The following is a 16811-nucleotide window of genomic DNA, read 5'->3' as shown; positions in this document are numbered from 1 at the left end:
TCTGCGACGCCAGCGCTCTCCCTGAGCGCAACCGTCATAGGTCCGAGCCTGTGCCTGCGCGAAAAGTTCATGTGGATGTGCCGCCGCCGGGCAGGGAATCAATCCACCCAGGCCGCTGTCCACCGATAGAGCAAAGCACAAAGGAGGCCACACCGATGAATATCCCGATCCCGGCTGAAACCCCGGACCCGAATATCGACAACCCGACCTTGCCGCCCAGCGCGCCGGAGCCGATCCCAGAGAAAGAACCACCGGAAAATCAGCCGCCACCGATGGAAGAGCCGCCGAGCACGATGCCGCCGGTTATTGCTAGCCCTTCTCGAAACGCTTGACGATTTTCGGCATCACGCTGAACACTGCCAACGCCAACAGCGTACTCAGCACCGCTGTCGATTCCCGGCCCAAACCGGCCGAGACGCCAATCGCAGCGGTCATCCACAGGCCAGCAGCCGTAGTCAGTCCCCTGACGTGACCCTCTTCATCATCCTTGCCCTTGATAATCGTGCCGGCGCCGAGAAAGCCGACCCCTGCGATAACGCCCTGCACCACCCGGCTCATGGCGTCCGCCTGATCGCCGGACATCTGCGGCACCATCACAAACAAAGCCGCACCCAGCGCCACCAGCATATGGGTGCGCATCCCGGCGGCCTTGCCCTTGCTTTCGCGTTCGAAACCGAGAATGCCACCGAGCACGGCGGCGATCAGCAGGCGCACGGTGATCTGGGTCAGTTGCTTCGCATCCCCGATATCGGCGAACTCCGCTTGCAAGGTTTGCCACACTTGATGCCACCAGGCGTCCATGGAACCTTTCCTTTATGGGGGTTGGTAAAGGATGGACAGCAGCGACCGCCAGTCAGTTGCCTGGAACGCTTGGTGATGCGCTGAACCCTAACGTTCACCAGCCTTTGAGAAGGAGATCGCCATGCCAGTGCGTATTGAAAACCAGACGTGCTATTTCACGCTCAATGATGACGGCCAGGAACAAGGCCTGCTTGCCAGCGCCGTGACAGTCAGTACGGACATCCCCAAGGCCATGTCCTACGTGGAACTGGAGGCGGGCCGGGTGTACATCACCGAGCAGGAAGCCGACGCCTTGACCGTTGCCGGCGCAACCGATGGCCGTCAGCACAAGAAGGTCACCGAGCCTGGTTCGGCCATTTGATTGATCTGTATCAGCACGCCATCAACCAAGCTGCACCCCAGGCCCCACGGGGTGCAGCAGATTGACGCAGGCTCGCGTATATAGCGCATCTGATCCGCTTTTTATCGCAATACCTGAGTCTGTTCTGCAAACAGTCTCACGCGCATAGTTCATTGGCCTGATGGAGGCTGATGAGCGAACGACCATGAGCGAAAGAATCCCCGTCCGAACCGTGGAAACCTTTGAGCCGATCCCCCCAAAGAAGGTGAAGGCCAAATCCAGCGACAACCTGATACACACCCGTAGTTTCACCGGCCTATTCCGCACCTTGCGCTTGAGCGGTGCAGGTTTTCTGTTCCTGGCCTTTTTCGGCACTGTGTGGCTGAACTGGGGCGGTCGCCAAGCCGTGCTGTGGGACTTGGCGGAAAGTAAATTCCATATCTTTGGTGCGACGTTCTGGCCGCAGGATTTCATCCTGCTCTCCGCGCTGCTGATCATCTGCGCCTTCGGCCTGTTTGCGATCACCGTCTTTGCCGGCCGCGTGTGGTGTGGCTACACCTGCCCACAGAGCTCGTTCACCTGGCTGTTCATGTGGTGCGAAAAAGTCACCGAAGGCGAGCGCAACCAGCGCATCAAGCTACAAGCCGCGCCGTGGAGCCCGAACAAACTGGCGCGGCGCGCGGCCAAGCACACGTTATGGCTGGGCATCAGCGTACTGACGGGCCTGACATTTGTTGGCTATTTCACGCCGATCCGCCCGCTGGCCGCCGAGTTGCTGACCTGGCAAATGGGCGGTGTGAGCCTGTTCTGGGTGCTGTTTTTCACCGGTGCCACCTACATCAATGCCGGCTGGCTGCGTGAAGCGGTGTGCATGCACATGTGCCCGTATGCACGGTTCCAGAGCGTGATGTTCGACAAGGACACCCTGACCATTTCCTACGACGCCGCCCGTGGCGAACACCGCGGCCCCCGCAAACGGGAGGTTAAACCCACCGACGTCGGCCTGGGCGACTGCATCGACTGCCACCTGTGCGTGCAGGTCTGCCCTACCGGCATCGACATCCGCGATGGCCTGCAAATGGAGTGCATCGGCTGCGCAGCGTGTATCGACGCCTGCGACTCGATCATGGACAAGATGGGCTACGCCCGTGGCCTGGTCAGCTATACCAGCGAACATCAACTGCAAGGTGGCAAGACCCATCTGCTACGGCCACGCCTGATCGGCTACAGTGCCGTGCTGCTGGTGATGATTGCAGCACTGGTGGTGGCCTTGGTGCAGCGGCCGATGGTGTCGCTGGATGTGACCAAGGACCGCGGCATGTTCCGCGAGAACGCCCAGGGCTTGATCGAAAACATCTATAGCCTCAAGGTCATCAACAAGACCCAGCAGCGCCAGGACTACCGCGTCGAACTGGTGGACGCCGAGGGTTTCCAGCTGCAAGGCAAGACCGAGATCAGCCTGGCGCCGGGAGAAATCAGTGATGTGCCGGTGTCAGTGGCGTTGCTGGCGGATAAACCGGCCAGCAGCTCGCAGACCTTGCGTTTCAAGGTTACCGATGTGGATGAACCGTGGGTTTACAGTGCCGCAGACAGCCGCTTCGTGGCGCCAATGAACCGCTGATACCTATCTGAATAGGTGGAGATCCAAATGTGGGAGCGGGCTTGCTCGCGAAGGCGGTAGGTCAGTACCGGATGAGTTGGCTGACCTACCGCATTCGCGAGCAAGCCCGCTCCCACACAAGCCCGCTCCCACAATGTGTTCTGTGTACATTTTGAAGAATTTGTTTAAGGCCCACATGAAACGCTACGAAAAATTCGCCGACGACATTGCAGAACTGATCCGCTCCGGTGTCCTGGGCCCCGGCCAGCGCGTGCCGTCGGTGCGTTATGCCAGCCAGACCTACGGCGTCAGCCCGTCCACGGTATTCCAGGCCTACTACCTGCTGGAGCGCCGCGGCCTGATCCGTGCGCGGCCGCGCTCGGGCTACTTCGTCAACACCCATGCGCCCAGCCCGTTTTCCGAACCGGTAGTGAGCGAACAGGTGCACGAGTCCACCGAAGTCGATGTCAGCGAGTTGGTGTTCTCCGTCCTCGACTCAATCAAAGACCCCAACACCGTGCCTTTCGGCTCGGCATTCCCCAGCCCGATGCTGTTCCCGCTGCCCCGCCTGGCCCGCTCCCTGGCCAGCGCCAGTCGCGAGATGGACCCGCGCCTGGTGGTCACCGACATGTCGCCGGGCAACCCGCAACTGCGCCGGCAAATTGCCCTGCGTTACATGGTCGGCGGCCTGATGCTGCCCATGGAGGAGCTGCTGATCACCAACGGTGCCCTCGAAGCGCTGAACCTGTGCCTGCAAGCCGTCACCGAGCCGGGCGACCTGGTGGCCATCGAGGCTCCGGCGTTCTATGCCTGCCTGCAAGTGCTGGAGCGCTTGAAGCTCAAGGCCGTGGAAATCCCCGTACACCCACGCGACGGCATCGACCTGGGCGCCCTTGCGCAAAGCCTGGAGCGTTACCCGATCAAGGCCTGCTGGACCATGACCAGTTTCCAGAACCCCATGGGCGCCACCCTGCCGGAAGCCAAGAAACAGGCGTTGGTGGAACTGTTGCGCAGCCATCAGGTGCCCCTGATCGAGGACGACGTGTACGCCGAGTTGTATTACGGCCAACACCCACCCAAACCCGCCAAGGCCTTCGACACCGAGGGCCTGGTGCTGCATTGCGGCTCCTTCGCCAAAAGCCTCGCGCCGGGTTACCGCGTGGGCTGGGTGGCGGCCGGGCGCTATGCGCAGAAGGTCGAACGCTTGAAGTTGATGACCTCACTGTGCCCGTCAATGCCCGCCCAGGCGGCGATTGCCGATTACCTGCAACACGGTGGTTACGACCGCCACCTGCGTAAGCTGCGTTACGCACTGGAAGAACAACAAAGCGCCATGCTCGCCGCCATTGCCCGCTACTTCCCGGCACAGACACGGGTCAGCCAGCCCGCTGGCGGCTACTTCCTGTGGCTGGAACTGCCAGAGCAGACCGATTCGTTGAAGCTGTTCCAGATGGCCCTGGCCCAAGGCATCAGCATCGCGCCGGGGCCGATCTTCTCGGCCACCCAGCGTTTCAGGAACTGCATTCGCTTGAACTATGGCAGCCCGTGGACAGAAGCGTCGGAGAAGGCGATGGAGACGTTGGGGCGGATTGTGCGGTCGTTCTGAATAACTGGTTCGCCCCCTCTGGCCCCTTCGCGAGCAAGCCCGCTCCCACATTTGAAGGTATTCACAGTTCAAAATGTGGGAGCGGGCTTGCTCGCGAAGGCGTCAGCGCAGTCAATACAAAATCAGCGACCGCCCCCCAAATCCAAGAACGTCCCGGTGGTGTAGGAAGCCTTATCCGACAACAACCAGATAATCGCCTCCGCCACCTCATCCGGGCGCCCACCACGGGCCATCGGTATACCCGATTCCAATTTACTCACCCGGTCCGGGTCGCCGCTCAGGGCGTGGAAGTCCGTAAAGATATAACCAGGGCGCACCGCGTTCACGCGAATACCTTCACCCGCCACTTCCTTGGACAGGCCAATGGTGAAGGTGTCCAGCGCACCCTTGGATGCTGCGTAATCCACGTACTCACCCGGCGAACCCAGGCGCGCCGCCACCGACGACACGTTGACGATGCTGCCGCCCTGCCCGCCATGTTTGGGCGACATGCGCAGCACCGCGTGCTTGGCGCACAGGATCGGCCCCAATACATTGGTTTTCATGATCTTGAGAATACGGAACTCGGACATCTCATCAACCCGCGACTTGTGCCCCACGGTGCCGGCGTTGTTGACCAGCGCCGTGACCCGCCCCAACTCGGCATCGACACGATTGAACAGCGCGATCACTTCATCTTCGATGCTGACATCGGCCCGCACTGCGATGGCCTGCGCGCCCAGCGCGCGGACCTGCTCCAGCACACGGTGGGCAGCGGCCTCGTCGGACTGGAAGTTGATGCAGATACGATAGCCCTGGCGCGCAGCCAGCAAGGCCGTCTCGGCGCCGATCCCGCGGCTGCCTCCGGTGATGATGACGACTTTGTCCATGGGTGGGGTCTCCTGATCCAACCGGGTGTTTAGGGTTGGATCCAAGAATACCCGTCAGCCCAGGCTTTTGTCAGGCGCCGCGAGTTCTTCGGCGCGCTGGATGTCGGCCATGAAACGCTCCGCCGGCAGCGGGTGGCCGAGCAAGTAGCCCTGTAGGGAATTGCAGCCCAGGCGTGTGAGGAAATTCTGCTGCACATCGGTCTCCACCCCTTCGGCAACGATACGCAAGCCCAGAGCGTGGCCCAGGGCGACGATGGCCGAGACGATGGCCGCGTCATCGCCGTCGTGTTCCAGGTCACGCACGAAACCACGGTCGATCTTCAACTCATTGGCCGGCAGGCGCTTGAGGTACATCAGGCTGGAATAACCGGTGCCGAAGTCATCGATGGACAGATCGACGCCCATGTCCGACAGCTGCTGCAACACCGTCATGCTCGCATCGGCATCGCTCATGGCCGTGGTTTCGGTGATTTCCAGGGTCAGGCTGTTGGCCGGCAATTGGTGACGGTCCAGGGCCGTGGCCACGCTCTTGACCAGCCCGGCGTGACAGAACTGCAACGCCGACAGGTTCACGGCGATGCGCCAGTCTTCATAGCCCTGGGCATACCACAGGCGCATCTGGCGACAGGCTTCGTTGAGCACCCACTCGCCGATCGGAATGATCAGCCCGGTCTTTTCCGCCAGCTCGATAAACGTTGCCGGCAACAGCAAGCCTTGTTGCGGATGCTGCCAGCGCAACAGCGCTTCGGCACCCACCGGGATACCGCTGACCGCGTCGAACTTGGGTTGGTAATGCAGGCAAAACTGCTGTTGCTCGACGGCGTTGCGCAAGTCCTGCAACAGTTGCAGTTGTTTGCGCGCGTTGGTGTTCATCGACACATCGAAGAAGCTGTAGCCGTTCTTGCCCATGCCCTTGGCGTGGTACATCGCGGCGTCGGCGTTCATCAGCAGTTCCTGGGGGTTGCCGCCGTTGCCAGGGTAGATCGCAATGCCCACGCTGGCGGAGATTTTCAGCTCATGTTCGGCCACCTTGAACGCGCGGTTGACCAGGCCCACCTGGCGCTCGGCGAGACGCAGCGCGTCGTCGGGCTGGCTCAGGCGCACCAGCAACACAAACTCATCGCCGCCGATGCGCGCCAGGGTGTCCTGGCTGCGCAGGTCTTCACGCAGGCGCAGGCCAACTTCACGCAGCAACTGGTCCCCCATGTGGTGGCCGAAGGCATCGTTGACCGGCTTGAACCCGTCGAGGTCGATAAACATCAGGGCAAAACAGCCGCCCTTCTCGTTGACGGCTTGAATGGCCTGCTGGATCCGGTCGGCGAGCAAAGTACGGTTGGGCAGCCCGGTCAGGGTGTCGTGCAGGGCCAGGTGGGTCAGTTCCTGATTGGCCAGGCTCAGGGAATCCGCCAGCACCGAGGTGCGCGCCTCTAGGCGGGCGTCCAGCACCGAGGTCAGCAAGGCAATCACCAAAACCGCCAGGCTGGTGACCACCACCAGATTGTCCAGGCCCTTGCCACTCAAACCCGACAGCGCCGCACCGCAGTAACTCTCGTCGGCAAATTGCGCGGCCGCCATGCCGGTGTAGTGCATGCCGACGATCGCCAGTCCCATCACCACCGCAGCACCGCCGCGCATCAGGCGCACATAAGGGGTGTTGCGCCGCAGGTTGAATGCGATCCACAACGCCGCGCCGGAGGCGACTACCGCAATCAACAATGACGCGCTGAACAGCGTAGGGTCGTAATCGATGCCGGGGGTCATGCGCATCGCGGCCATGCCGGTGTAATGCATGCTGCTGATGCCGGCGCCCATGACCAGCGCGCCAAACGCCAACTGCCAGGCCGGCAAGCGCGGCTGGTTGACCAGCCATAACGCAAAACCGCAGGACAGCACCGCGATCAGCAACGACAACGCGGTAATGCCGACGTCAAAGCCCAGGGCAAACGGCAAGCGCAGCGCGAGCATGCCGATAAAGTGCATGGACCACACACCCACGCCCATGGCCAAGGCCCCACCGCTCATCCAATACCATACGGCTCGGCCCTTGGCCGTCGCAATGCGGCCGGCCAGGTCCAGCGCGGTGTAGGACGCGAGGATCGCGACGAACAGGGAGATCACGACCAGTGAGGGAGAATAGCTACCGATAAGCATGGGACTTCTCAAGACTGACGGGCCTGAAAAGCCCGTGCCAGGTGGCAAAGCGGGCGATTGTAGCGATAAAGATTCTTGTACAGTTGAAATATTAGCGCATAGCCATCATGGTCTTTTTGACGCCAATCGGCTGACTAAAAAACCCCTCGGATCTCGGACCTGTTTGAGTCCAAATGTGGGAGCTGGCTTGTGTGGGAGCGGGCTTGCTCGCGAATACGGAGTGTCAGTCACCAGATGAGTAGCTGACCCACCGCCTTCGCGAGCAAGCCCGCTCCCACACAAGCCCACTCCAACATTTAGTCGGTGTTAGCTGTCAGTCCTTTGCGTCGACTGTGGTCTTGCCATCCCAGCCACCGCCCAACGCAGCAATCAGCTGCACACTCGCCACCAGGCGCGTCTGCAACAAGGTCAACACCGTGCGCTCATTACTCAACGCCGTCGCCTGCACCTGCACCACATCCAGATAAGCAATCAGCCCCGCCTTGTACTGGTTCTGGGTCAGGCGCAACGATTCACGGGCGGCGTCCAGCGCTTCATTGCTGACCACGGCTTCGTCTTCCAGCACCTTGAGCTGGACCATGTAGTTTTCCACTTCGCGGAAACCGTCCAGCACGGTCTGGCGGTACTTGGCCACGGTCTCGTCATAGCTGGCCACGGTGCGATCGACTTCGGCCGAGCGCTGGCCGCCGTCGAACAGGGTCATGGCGAGTTTCGGGCCCACCGACCAGAAGCGGTTCGGCAGGCTGATCCAGTCGGCGTAGGTGCTGCTGGAATAACCACCAGCCAGGCTCAGGCTCAGGTCCGGGTAGTAGGCAGCTTTTGCCACGCCGATATTGGCGTTGGCAGCGATCACCGAGCGTTCGGCCGAGGCGATGTCCGGGCGGCGTTCAAGCAGTTGCGAGGGCAGGCTCACGGGGATCTGCGGCAACGCCGGGATGTCGTTGCTCACCGCCAGCTTGAAGTTGGCCGGTGCCTCGCCGATCAACACGGCAATCGCGTTTTCCAGCTGGGCGCGCTGCCAGATCAGGTCGATCAGGCTGGCCTGGGTGGACTTGAGCTGGGTTTGCGCCTGGGCCACCGCATCCTTGCCAGAGACACCGGCGCGGTATTGGTTTTCGGTCATTTGCAGCGAGCGCTGGTAGGTGTCCAGCGTGGCTTGCAGCAAGCGGGTCTGTTCATCCATCACCCGCAGTTGCAGGTAGTTTTGCACCAACTCCGACTGCTGGCTCAGGCGCATCGCCGCCAAGTCCGCGGAACTGGCCTGGGCCGTGGCGTCGTTGGCTTCCAGGCCCCGGCGCAACTTGCCCCAGACGTCCGCTTCCCAACTCACCCCCAATTGCGCGTTGAGGGTATCGCGGATGCCGCTGCTGGAACTGCTGAGACTGGCGTTACTGCTGCCGGTGCCCTGGCTGGCACGGGTTTTCCCGGCGCTCAGGTCAACCGTGGGGTAAAACGCACCACGGGCGCTGCGCACCTGGGCCTGGGCCTGGCGAAAACGCGCCTCGGCCTGGGCCACGGTCTGGTTCGATGTATTCAGACGCACCACCAAGTCGTTGAGCTGACGGTCGCCGTACAACTCCCACCACGCGCCACGGGCCAGGGCGTCGCTTGGCGTGGCCTGGCGCCAGCCCTGGGCTTCCTTGAATTGCACCGGCTCAACGACGTCCGGGCGCTTGTAATCCGGGCCGATGGCGCAGGCGCTGAGCAACAGGCCACACAGCACCGTCACCAACAGTTTCTGGCTTGTCTTAGGAAAATCGGTCATAGCGCAGTGTCCAGGGCAGCATCGGTACGCACACCACGCCAGGCGTTGAAGCGATGGCGCGCGCGGTCGAGATAGAGGTAAACCACCGGGGTGGTGTAAAGGGTCAGGATCTGGCTGAACACCAGGCCGCCGATAATGGTCAGGCCCAGGGGCTGGCGCATTTCTGCGCCTTCGGCGGTGCCGAGCAACAGCGGCAGCGCGCCGAGGATTGCCGCCAGGGTGGTCATCAGGATCGGCCGCAAGCGCAGCAGGCAGGCGCTGCGGATCGACTCCAGCGGGCTCATGCCGTCATGGCGCTCCAGTTGCAGGGCGAGGTCAATCATCAAGATGGCATTTTTCTTCACCACGCCAATCAGCAGGAACAAGCCCAACAGGGAGATCAGGCTGAACTCGCCGCCCAGCAGGTAGATCGACAGCAACGCGCCCACACCGGCCGACGGCAGGGTCGAGAGGATAGTGAGCGGGTGAATGTAGCTTTCATACAGAATGCCCAGCACCAGGTACACCGCCACCAAGGCACCGAGGATCATGAACGGCTGGCCCTTTTGCGTCGCGGCGAAGGCATCGGCGGTGCCGGCCATCTTCGCGATCACGTCTTCCGGCAAGCCGACCTTGGCAATTGCGCGCTCGATGGCAGCCGTGCCCTGCTCCACCGTGACCCCGGGCGCCATGTCGAAGGCAATGTTCTCCGAGGCGAACTGGCCCTCGTGGCTCACGCGGTCGTCCGCCAGGCTGTTCTCGTAATGGGCGATGGTCGACAACGGCACCCGCGCGCCGGTGGAGGTAATCACCTGCATCTGGTTCAGGGTGATCGGGTCCTGGGCGTACTTCGGGTTGACCTCCATCACCACCTGGTACTGGTTGAGGCTGTCGTAGATGGTGGAAATCTGCCGCTGGCTGTAGGCGTTGTTCAGCACCGCCGTGACCATCGCCATGTCGATGCCCAGGCGCTTGGCCTGGTCGCGGTCGACAATCAGGGTGACCTGCGCCGCACCACGGCCTTCGCGGGCGTCGATAGCGGTCAGTTCCGGCAGCTCGCGCAGGGCGCTGACCACTTTCGGGTACCACAGGCGCAACGCGGCCAGATCACCGCTCTGCAGGATGTAGGAATACTGCGCACTGCTCTGGTCGCGACTGCCACCGAACTGCAGGTCCTGGTCGGCCATCAGGAACAAGCGCCCGCCCGGCACCAACGGAACGTCCTTGCGCAGGCGCTCGATCACCGCCTGGGCCGAGACCTTGCGCTCGCTGATGGGCTTGAGGCGCACCAGCATCACCGCGTTGTTGGTGCCGTTGCTGCCACCGATAAAGCCGGCCACGCTCTGCACCGCCGGGTCCTTGAGCACGGCGATGCGGAAGGTCTCCATCTTCGGCTGCATCACATTGAACGACAGGCCGTCATCGCCGCGCACGAAGCCGATCAACTGACCGGTGTCCTGCTGCGGCATGAACGTCTTGGGCACCACCACGTACAGCGCGATGTTCACGCCCACGGTGATCAACAGGCTGAGCAGGGTCAGGCGGCGGTGACGCAGCACCCAGTCGAGGCTGGTGGCGTAGCTGGCGACCATGCGATCGTTGACCTTCTGGCTCCAGCGCTGCAAGCCGGTCATCTGGCCTTTGACATGGGGCTTGAGCCAACGGGCGCAGAGCATCGGGGTCAAGGTCAGCGAGACGATCAGCGAGACAATGATCGCCGCCGACAAGGTGATGGAAAACTCGCGGAACAGGTTGGTGACAATCCCGCCCATAAACAGAATGGACAGGAACACCGCCACCAGCGACACGTTCATCGACAGCAAGGTAAAGCCGACTTCCTGGGCCCCCAGGTACGCCGCTTTCATCGGCGGCACGCCGTCGTCGATATGCCGGGAAATGTTCTCCAGCACCACGATGGCATCGTCCACCACCAGCCCGGTGGCGAGGATCAGCGCCATCAGCGAGAAGTTGTTCAGCGAAAAACCGAACAGGTACATCACCGCAAAGGTACCCACCAGCGACACCGGCACCGCCAGCGTCGGAATCAGCGAGGCGCGGAAGTTACCGAGGAACAGGTACACCACCAGGATCACCAGGGCCACGGCAATCAGCAAGGTCATCTCGGCTTCATGCAGGGTTGCGGTGATCACCGGCGAGCGGTCCATGGCCAGGTTGAGCTTGACGCTGGACGGCAGCACCGCCTGCAACGCCGGGAGCTGGGCCTTGATCTGGCGGACGGTCTCGATGATGTTGGCGCCGGACTGGCGGTTGATCACCAGCAGAACGGCCGGTTCGTTGTTGAAGAAACCACTGTTGTAGCGGTCTTCCACGCCGTCGCTGATCTTCGCCACATCGCCCAGGCGCAGGGCCGCGCCGTTCTGGTAGCGGATCAGCAGCGGTTCGTAGTCCTTGGCTTTTTCCAGCTGGTCATTGGCCTGGATCTGCCAGTTGCGCTCGCTGTCTTCCAGGGAACCCTTGGGCCGGCGCTGGTTGGCATTGGCGATGGTGTTGCGCACATCGTCGAGGGCCACGCCGTACTGGTCGAGGGCCTTGGGTTCGAGTTCGATGCGCACGGCGGGCAAGGAGCTGCCGCCGATCTGCACTTCGCCCACGCCGGGCACCTGGGACAGGCTTTGCGAAAGGATCGTCGAGGCCAAATCGTACAACTGGCCCTTCTGCAATACGTCCGAGGTCAGCGACAGCACCATGATCGGTGCCTGGGACGGGTTGATCTTCTTGTAAGTCGGCATGCTGCGCATACCGCTGGGCAGCAGGTTGCGCGAGGCATTGATGGCCGCCTGCACTTCCCGCGCGGCGCCGTTGATATCGCGGTCGGAGTCGAACGCGAGGATCACCCGCGTCGAGCCCTGGCTGGAGTTGCTGCTCATGGTGGTGATGCCGGCGATCGCCCCAAACGAGCGCTCCAACGGCGTCGCCACGGTAGACGCCATCACCTCGGGACTGGCTCCGGGCAAGCTCGCCGAGACCACGATCACCGGAAAGTCGATCTGCGGCAACGGTGACACCGGCAGCAGGTTGAAGCTCACCCCGCCCAGCAGCATGATCGCCAGGCTGAGCAGCATGGTGGCTACCGGCCGGCGGATGAAAGGTCCGGACAGGTTCATGACTCAACCGGCTCCAGGCTTTGCGGCTCTTTGCGCCAGCGCCGACCGAGGCGGTCGAAGTACAGGTAGATCACCGGCGTGGTGAACAGGGTCAGCACCTGGCTTACCAGCAAACCGCCGACCATTACCAGGCCCAGGGGTTGGCGCAATTCCGCGCCCGAACCGGTGGCCAGCATCAACGGCACCGCGCCAAACAGCGCGGCCAGCGTGGTCATCAGGATCGGCCGGAAGCGCAACAATGCCGCCTGATAGATCGCTGTTTGCGGGTCCAGGCCCTGGTTGCGCTCAGCATCGAGGGCGAAGTCGATCATCATGATCGCGTTCTTTTTCACGATACCGATCAGCAGAATGATGCCGATGATCGCGATCATGCCCAGGTCATTGCCGCTGAGCAGCAGCGCCAACAAGGCACCCACCGCCGCCGACGGCAAGGTCGACAGAATGGTGATCGGGTGTATGTAGCTCTCGTAGAGCACGCCGAGCACGATGTACATGGTCACCACCGCCGCCAGGATCAGCAGCAAGGTGCTCGACAGCGAGGCTTCGAACGCCTGGGCCGCGCCCTGGAACTGGGTCTGCACGCCCACCGGCATGCCGATGTCCTTCTGGGTCTGGTTGATCAGCTCCACGCCTTTGCCCAGCGCGACACCGGGGGCCAGGTTGAACGACATCATCACCGCCGGGAACTGGCCGATATGGGCAATAGCCAACTGCGCCTGGCGCTGTTCGACCCGGGCCAGGCTGGACAGGCGCACCTGGCCGCCATCGGTGGTTTTCACGTGGATCTGGTTCAGCGCATCCGGGCCGAGGGTTTCGCCGGATTGCGCCTGCAACACCACGCGGTACTGACTGGCCTGGGTGTAGATCGTGGAAATCTGCCGCTGGCCGAAGGCGTCGTACAGCGCGTCGGTGATGGTCGACACCGTAACGCCCAGGCGTGAGGCGGCATCCCGGTCGATCACCAGGAACACCTGCAGACCCTTGTCTTGCAGGTCGCTGGCGACGTCGGTGAGTTCCGGCAACTGGCTCAAGGCGTGCACCAGCTTGTCGCTCCACAACGCCAAGAGGTCGGCGTCCGGTGACGACATGCTGAACTGGTACTGGGTGCGGCTCACGCGGTCTTCGATGGTCAAATCCTGCACCGGCTGCATAAACAGGCGGATGCCCACCAGCTTGTCGAGTTCCGGTTGCAGGCGGGTAATCACCTCGGCTGCGCTCAAGTCACGCTGACCGTGGGGCTTGAGGTTGATCAGCAAACGGCCGCTGTTGAGCGTGGCGTTGTCGCCATCCACACCGATATAGGACGACAGGCTTTGCACCGCCGGGTCGGCCAGGATGATCTTGGCCAGCTCCTGCTGGCGCTGGCTCATGGCCGCAAAGGAAATCGACTGCGGCGCTTCGGAAATGCCCTGGATCACGCCAGTGTCCTGCACCGGGAAGAAGCCCTTGGGCACCACCAGGTACAACACCACCGTCAGGCCGAGGGTGGCGATGGCCACCAGCAGGGTCAGCGGCTGGTGCTTGAGTACCCACTGCAACTTGCGCCCGTAGGCTTCGATCATCCAGTCGATCCAGGCGCCGCTGGCCTTGTAGAAACGGCTTTGTTCCTCTTCCTTGGGTTCACGCTTGAGCAGGCGCGCGCACATCATCGGCGTCAGGGTCAGGGACACCACCAGGGAAATCAGGATCGCCACCGCCAGTGTGATGGCAAATTCGCGGAACAGGCGCCCCACTACGTCGGCCATGAACAGCAGCGGGATCAATACGGCGATCAGCGACAGGGTCAGGGAGATCAAGGTAAAGCCAATCTGCTTGGCGCCCTTGAGCGCTGCGGCCAGCGGCGTTTCGCCTTCTTCGATATAGCGGGAGATGTTCTCCAGCATCACGATGGCATCGTCCACCACAAACCCGGTGGCGATGGTCAGGGCCATCAGCGTCAGGTTGTTGATGGAGAAACCGGCCAGGTACATCACGCCAAAGGTGCCCACCAGCGACAGCGGCACCGCGATGGAGGGAATGATCGTCGCGCTGACCCGGCGCAGGAACAGGAAGGTCACCATCACCACCAGGGCAATGGCGATGAGCAATTCGTGTTGCACGTCGGTGACCGAGGCGCGGATGGTCTGGGTGCGGTCGGTGAGCACCAGCACGTCGAGGCCGGCCGGCAGGTTGTCGGTGATGCTCGGCAGCAACGCCTTGATGCGGTCCACCACCTCGATCACGTTGGCGCCCGGCTGGCGCTGGATATTCAGGAGCACGGCCTGGTTTTCATTGGCCCAGGCGGCGAGGCGCTCGTTTTCGGCACCGTCGACGATCTGCGCCACGTCTCTCAGACGCAGTGGCGCGCCATTGTTATAGGCCAGGATCAGTTCGGCATATTGCTGGGGCGAGACCAGTTGATCGTTGGCATCGAGCATCGACACGCGAGTCGGGCCGTCAAAATTGCCCTTGGGCTGGTTGACGTTGGACGCGGCGATCAGGGTGCGCACATCCGCCAGATTCAGGCCGTTGGCCGCCAGGGCCTCGGGGTTGACCTTGATACGCACCGCCTGGCGCTGGCCGCCGGCGATGCTAACCATGCCGACGCCGCTGATCTGCGCGATCTTTTGCGCCATGCGCGTATCGACCAGGTCATTGAGCTTGGGCAGCAACATGGTCTTGGAGGTGACGGCCAGGGTCAGCACCGGGGTATCCGCCGGGTTGACCTTGTTGTACACCGGCGGCGCCGGCAGGTCCTTGGGCAACAGGTTGGTGGCGGCGTTGATCGCGGCCTGCACCTGTTGCTCGGCGACGTCCATGTTGACGTCGAGGTTGAAGCGCAGGGTCAGCACCGACGCGCCACCGGAGCTGGTGGACGCCATCTGCGTAAGACCGGGCATTTGCCCGAACTGGCGCTCCAGCGGCGCGGTGACGGCGCTGGTCATCACGTCCGGGCTGGCGCCGGGGTACAGGGTCATCACGCGGATGGTCGGGTAATCCACCTGGGGCAACGCCGACACCGGCAACAAGCGATACGAGATGATGCCGGCCAACACAATGGCGAGCATGCTCAGCGTGGTGGCGACCGGGCGAAGAATAAACAGCCGCGACAGGTTCATGAACCGACCTTTTGCGCCTTGCCGGCGGTGGTGCCGGTCTCCCCTTTCGCCGCCGGCTTGCCTTGCAGGTGTTCGGTCGGGGTGGTCAGCACTTCGGTGCTGTCGTTGACCACTTCGATCTCCGTGCCGTCCTTCAGGCGGTCGGTGCCTTCCAACACCACGCGATCGCCGGCCACCAGGCCTTCTTTGATCACGGTGTTGTCGCCATCGGTGTCACCGATGACCAGCGGCTGGATCTTGACCTTCTTGTCGCCATCGAGCTTGTAGACAAACGTGCCGCTATTGCCGAACTGGATCGCCGCAGACGGCGCCAGCACCACGTTGTGCAGGGTGTCGGCGAGCAAATGCACGTTGACGAACTGGTTGGGGAACAGCGCCTGGTCCTTGTTATCGAAGCGCCCTTTGAATTTCAGGGTACCGGTGGTCACGTCGATCTGGTTGTCGAGGCTTTGCAGCACACCCACGGCCTGTTGTTTCACGTCGCCACGGTCCCAGGCTTCCACGGGCAGCTTGTTGCCGGCGTGGTAGCGGGTGAGCACAGTGTCCAGAGTGTTTTCCGGCAGGGTGAAGACCACGTTGATCGGTTGGGTCTGGGTAATCACAGCGATAAATGTGGTGTCGTTCGCCGCCACCAGGTTGCCCACGTCCACCTGGCGCAAGCCGACACGGCCTCCGATGGGCGCGCGGATCTTGGTGAATTCCAGGTTGAGCTTGGCGTCATCCACCGCGCCCTGGTTGGTCTTGACCGTGCCCTGGTATTGCAGGACCAGCGCTTCGGCGGTGTCCAGGGTCTGCTTGGCAATACTGTCCTGGGCATACAGGCCGCGATAACGCTCGACATCCACCTGGGCGTTTTTCAACTGCGCCTGGTTCTGCAACAGCGTGCCCTGGGCCTGGAGCAAGGCGTTCTGGTAGCTGCGCGGGTCGATCTCGGCCAGCAGGTCGCCAGCCTTGACCATCTGCCCTTCTTCAAAGGCGATCTTCACCAACTCACCGCCCACCCGGCTGCGCACATTGATGGTATTGAGCGCCGTAACAGTGCCCAAAGCCTTGTAGTACACCGGGAACTCGCCGAGCACCGCAGGGGCCACACGCACCGGCACCGGGCCGGCAGCACCACCGAAGCCCGGGCGCATCATCCCCGACTTGCCGGCACGCCCGGCCGGCGCCTGGGCGGCGGCGTCCTTGTGGCTGGCGGGCCAGAATTTCCAGCACAGGCCGGCGATAACCAGCAGCACAAGCAGGCCAAACAGCCAGCGGCGGGACTTACGGGGGGACGATTGCATGGATTGATCAACCATTGGGCGCGAGAGCTTCTTCTTTGGGAGGCTGAAAGATAAGCACTGGAGCGCGTTTAGAGAAGCGCCTTTACCGGCTATTTACCTTGGGCTTACAACTTTTAACTTCTGACTTTAGTCCATTGGCTAATTCAGCTAAGCGTTTGACCCTTAAATGAAAACGGCCTGGACTAGGCCAG

At 62.3% G+C, this 16811-nt stretch carries 11 protein-coding genes; 4 read left to right on the top strand and 7 right to left on the bottom strand.

Translation table 11 applies throughout. From position 1 onward, the window contains the following. Positions 1-155 precede the first annotated feature (155 nt). Entirely contained in the window at positions 156-332 is a 177-nt protein-coding gene (locus DBR46_RS30395) for a hypothetical protein (protein ID WP_177414138.1), read from the top strand. On the opposite strand, the gene DBR46_RS28725 is transcribed toward DBR46_RS30395, so the two are convergent. Next, complete coding sequence (locus DBR46_RS28725; RefSeq protein ID WP_124529584.1) at positions 310-801, bottom strand: MgtC/SapB family protein; 492 nt, start codon at positions 799-801, stop codon at positions 310-312. The two genes, DBR46_RS30395 and DBR46_RS28725, sit on opposite strands and share 23 nt — an antisense overlap. A 121-nt stretch (positions 802-922) precedes the next feature. On the opposite strand from DBR46_RS28725, the gene DBR46_RS28720 reads away from it, so the two are divergent. The 3 genes from DBR46_RS28720 to mapR all read left to right on the top strand — a co-directional run bounded on the left by DBR46_RS28720 (position 923) and on the right by mapR (position 4347). After that, the gene (locus tag DBR46_RS28720) at positions 923-1162 is read left to right on the top strand and encodes a DUF3203 family protein (protein WP_124529582.1); all 240 of its coding nucleotides are present in this window, start codon (positions 923-925) and stop codon (positions 1160-1162) included. Between the two features lie 184 nt (positions 1163-1346). Next, on the top strand, positions 1347-2762 hold the full coding sequence (ccoG, locus tag DBR46_RS28715; protein ID WP_124529580.1) for a cytochrome c oxidase accessory protein CcoG: 1416 nt from the start codon (positions 1347-1349) through the stop codon (positions 2760-2762). 175 nt (positions 2763-2937) lie between these two features. Further along, positions 2938-4347 carry a GntR family transcriptional regulator MpaR gene (mapR, locus tag DBR46_RS28710; protein WP_124529578.1) on the top strand — a complete coding sequence of 470 codons (1410 nt, stop codon included), beginning with the start codon at positions 2938-2940 and terminating at the stop codon, positions 4345-4347. A 122-nt stretch (positions 4348-4469) separates the two neighbouring features. On the opposite strand, the gene DBR46_RS28705 is transcribed toward mapR, so the two are convergent. From DBR46_RS28705 to DBR46_RS28680, 6 genes are all read right to left on the bottom strand, one after another. After that, positions 4470-5216 carry an SDR family oxidoreductase gene (locus tag DBR46_RS28705; RefSeq protein WP_124529576.1) on the bottom strand — a complete coding sequence of 249 codons (747 nt, stop codon included), beginning with the start codon at positions 5214-5216 and terminating at the stop codon, positions 4470-4472. 54 nt (positions 5217-5270) lie between these two features. Beyond that, complete coding sequence (locus DBR46_RS28700) at positions 5271-7367, bottom strand: bifunctional diguanylate cyclase/phosphodiesterase (RefSeq protein ID WP_124529574.1); 2097 nt, start codon at positions 7365-7367, stop codon at positions 5271-5273. Between the two features lie 313 nt (positions 7368-7680). Continuing rightward, a complete protein-coding gene (locus DBR46_RS28695; protein WP_124529572.1) occupies positions 7681-9132 on the bottom strand; it encodes an efflux transporter outer membrane subunit in 1452 nt (483 codons plus the stop codon). Beyond that, positions 9129-12236 (bottom strand): efflux RND transporter permease subunit, encoded by a 3108-nt coding sequence (locus tag DBR46_RS28690; protein ID WP_124529570.1) that lies wholly within the window; start codon positions 12234-12236, stop codon positions 9129-9131. Before DBR46_RS28690 ends, DBR46_RS28695 begins: the two co-directional genes overlap by 4 nt. Continuing rightward, on the bottom strand, positions 12233-15334 hold the full coding sequence (locus DBR46_RS28685; protein ID WP_124529568.1) for an MdtB/MuxB family multidrug efflux RND transporter permease subunit: 3102 nt from the start codon (positions 15332-15334) through the stop codon (positions 12233-12235). The genes DBR46_RS28690 and DBR46_RS28685 overlap by 4 nt, the downstream gene beginning before the upstream one ends. Further along, a complete protein-coding gene (locus tag DBR46_RS28680) occupies positions 15331-16635 on the bottom strand; it encodes an MdtA/MuxA family multidrug efflux RND transporter periplasmic adaptor subunit (RefSeq protein ID WP_124529566.1) in 1305 nt (434 codons plus the stop codon). The genes DBR46_RS28685 and DBR46_RS28680 overlap by 4 nt, the downstream gene beginning before the upstream one ends. Positions 16636-16811 lie beyond the last annotated feature (176 nt).

Source organism: Pseudomonas sp. KBW05, from assembly GCF_003852405.1.
Taxonomy (GTDB): Bacteria; Pseudomonadota; Gammaproteobacteria; order Pseudomonadales; family Pseudomonadaceae; genus Aquipseudomonas.
Note: the sequence above shows the minus strand (reverse complement) of the source record. Positions and strands in the feature narration are given on the sequence as shown.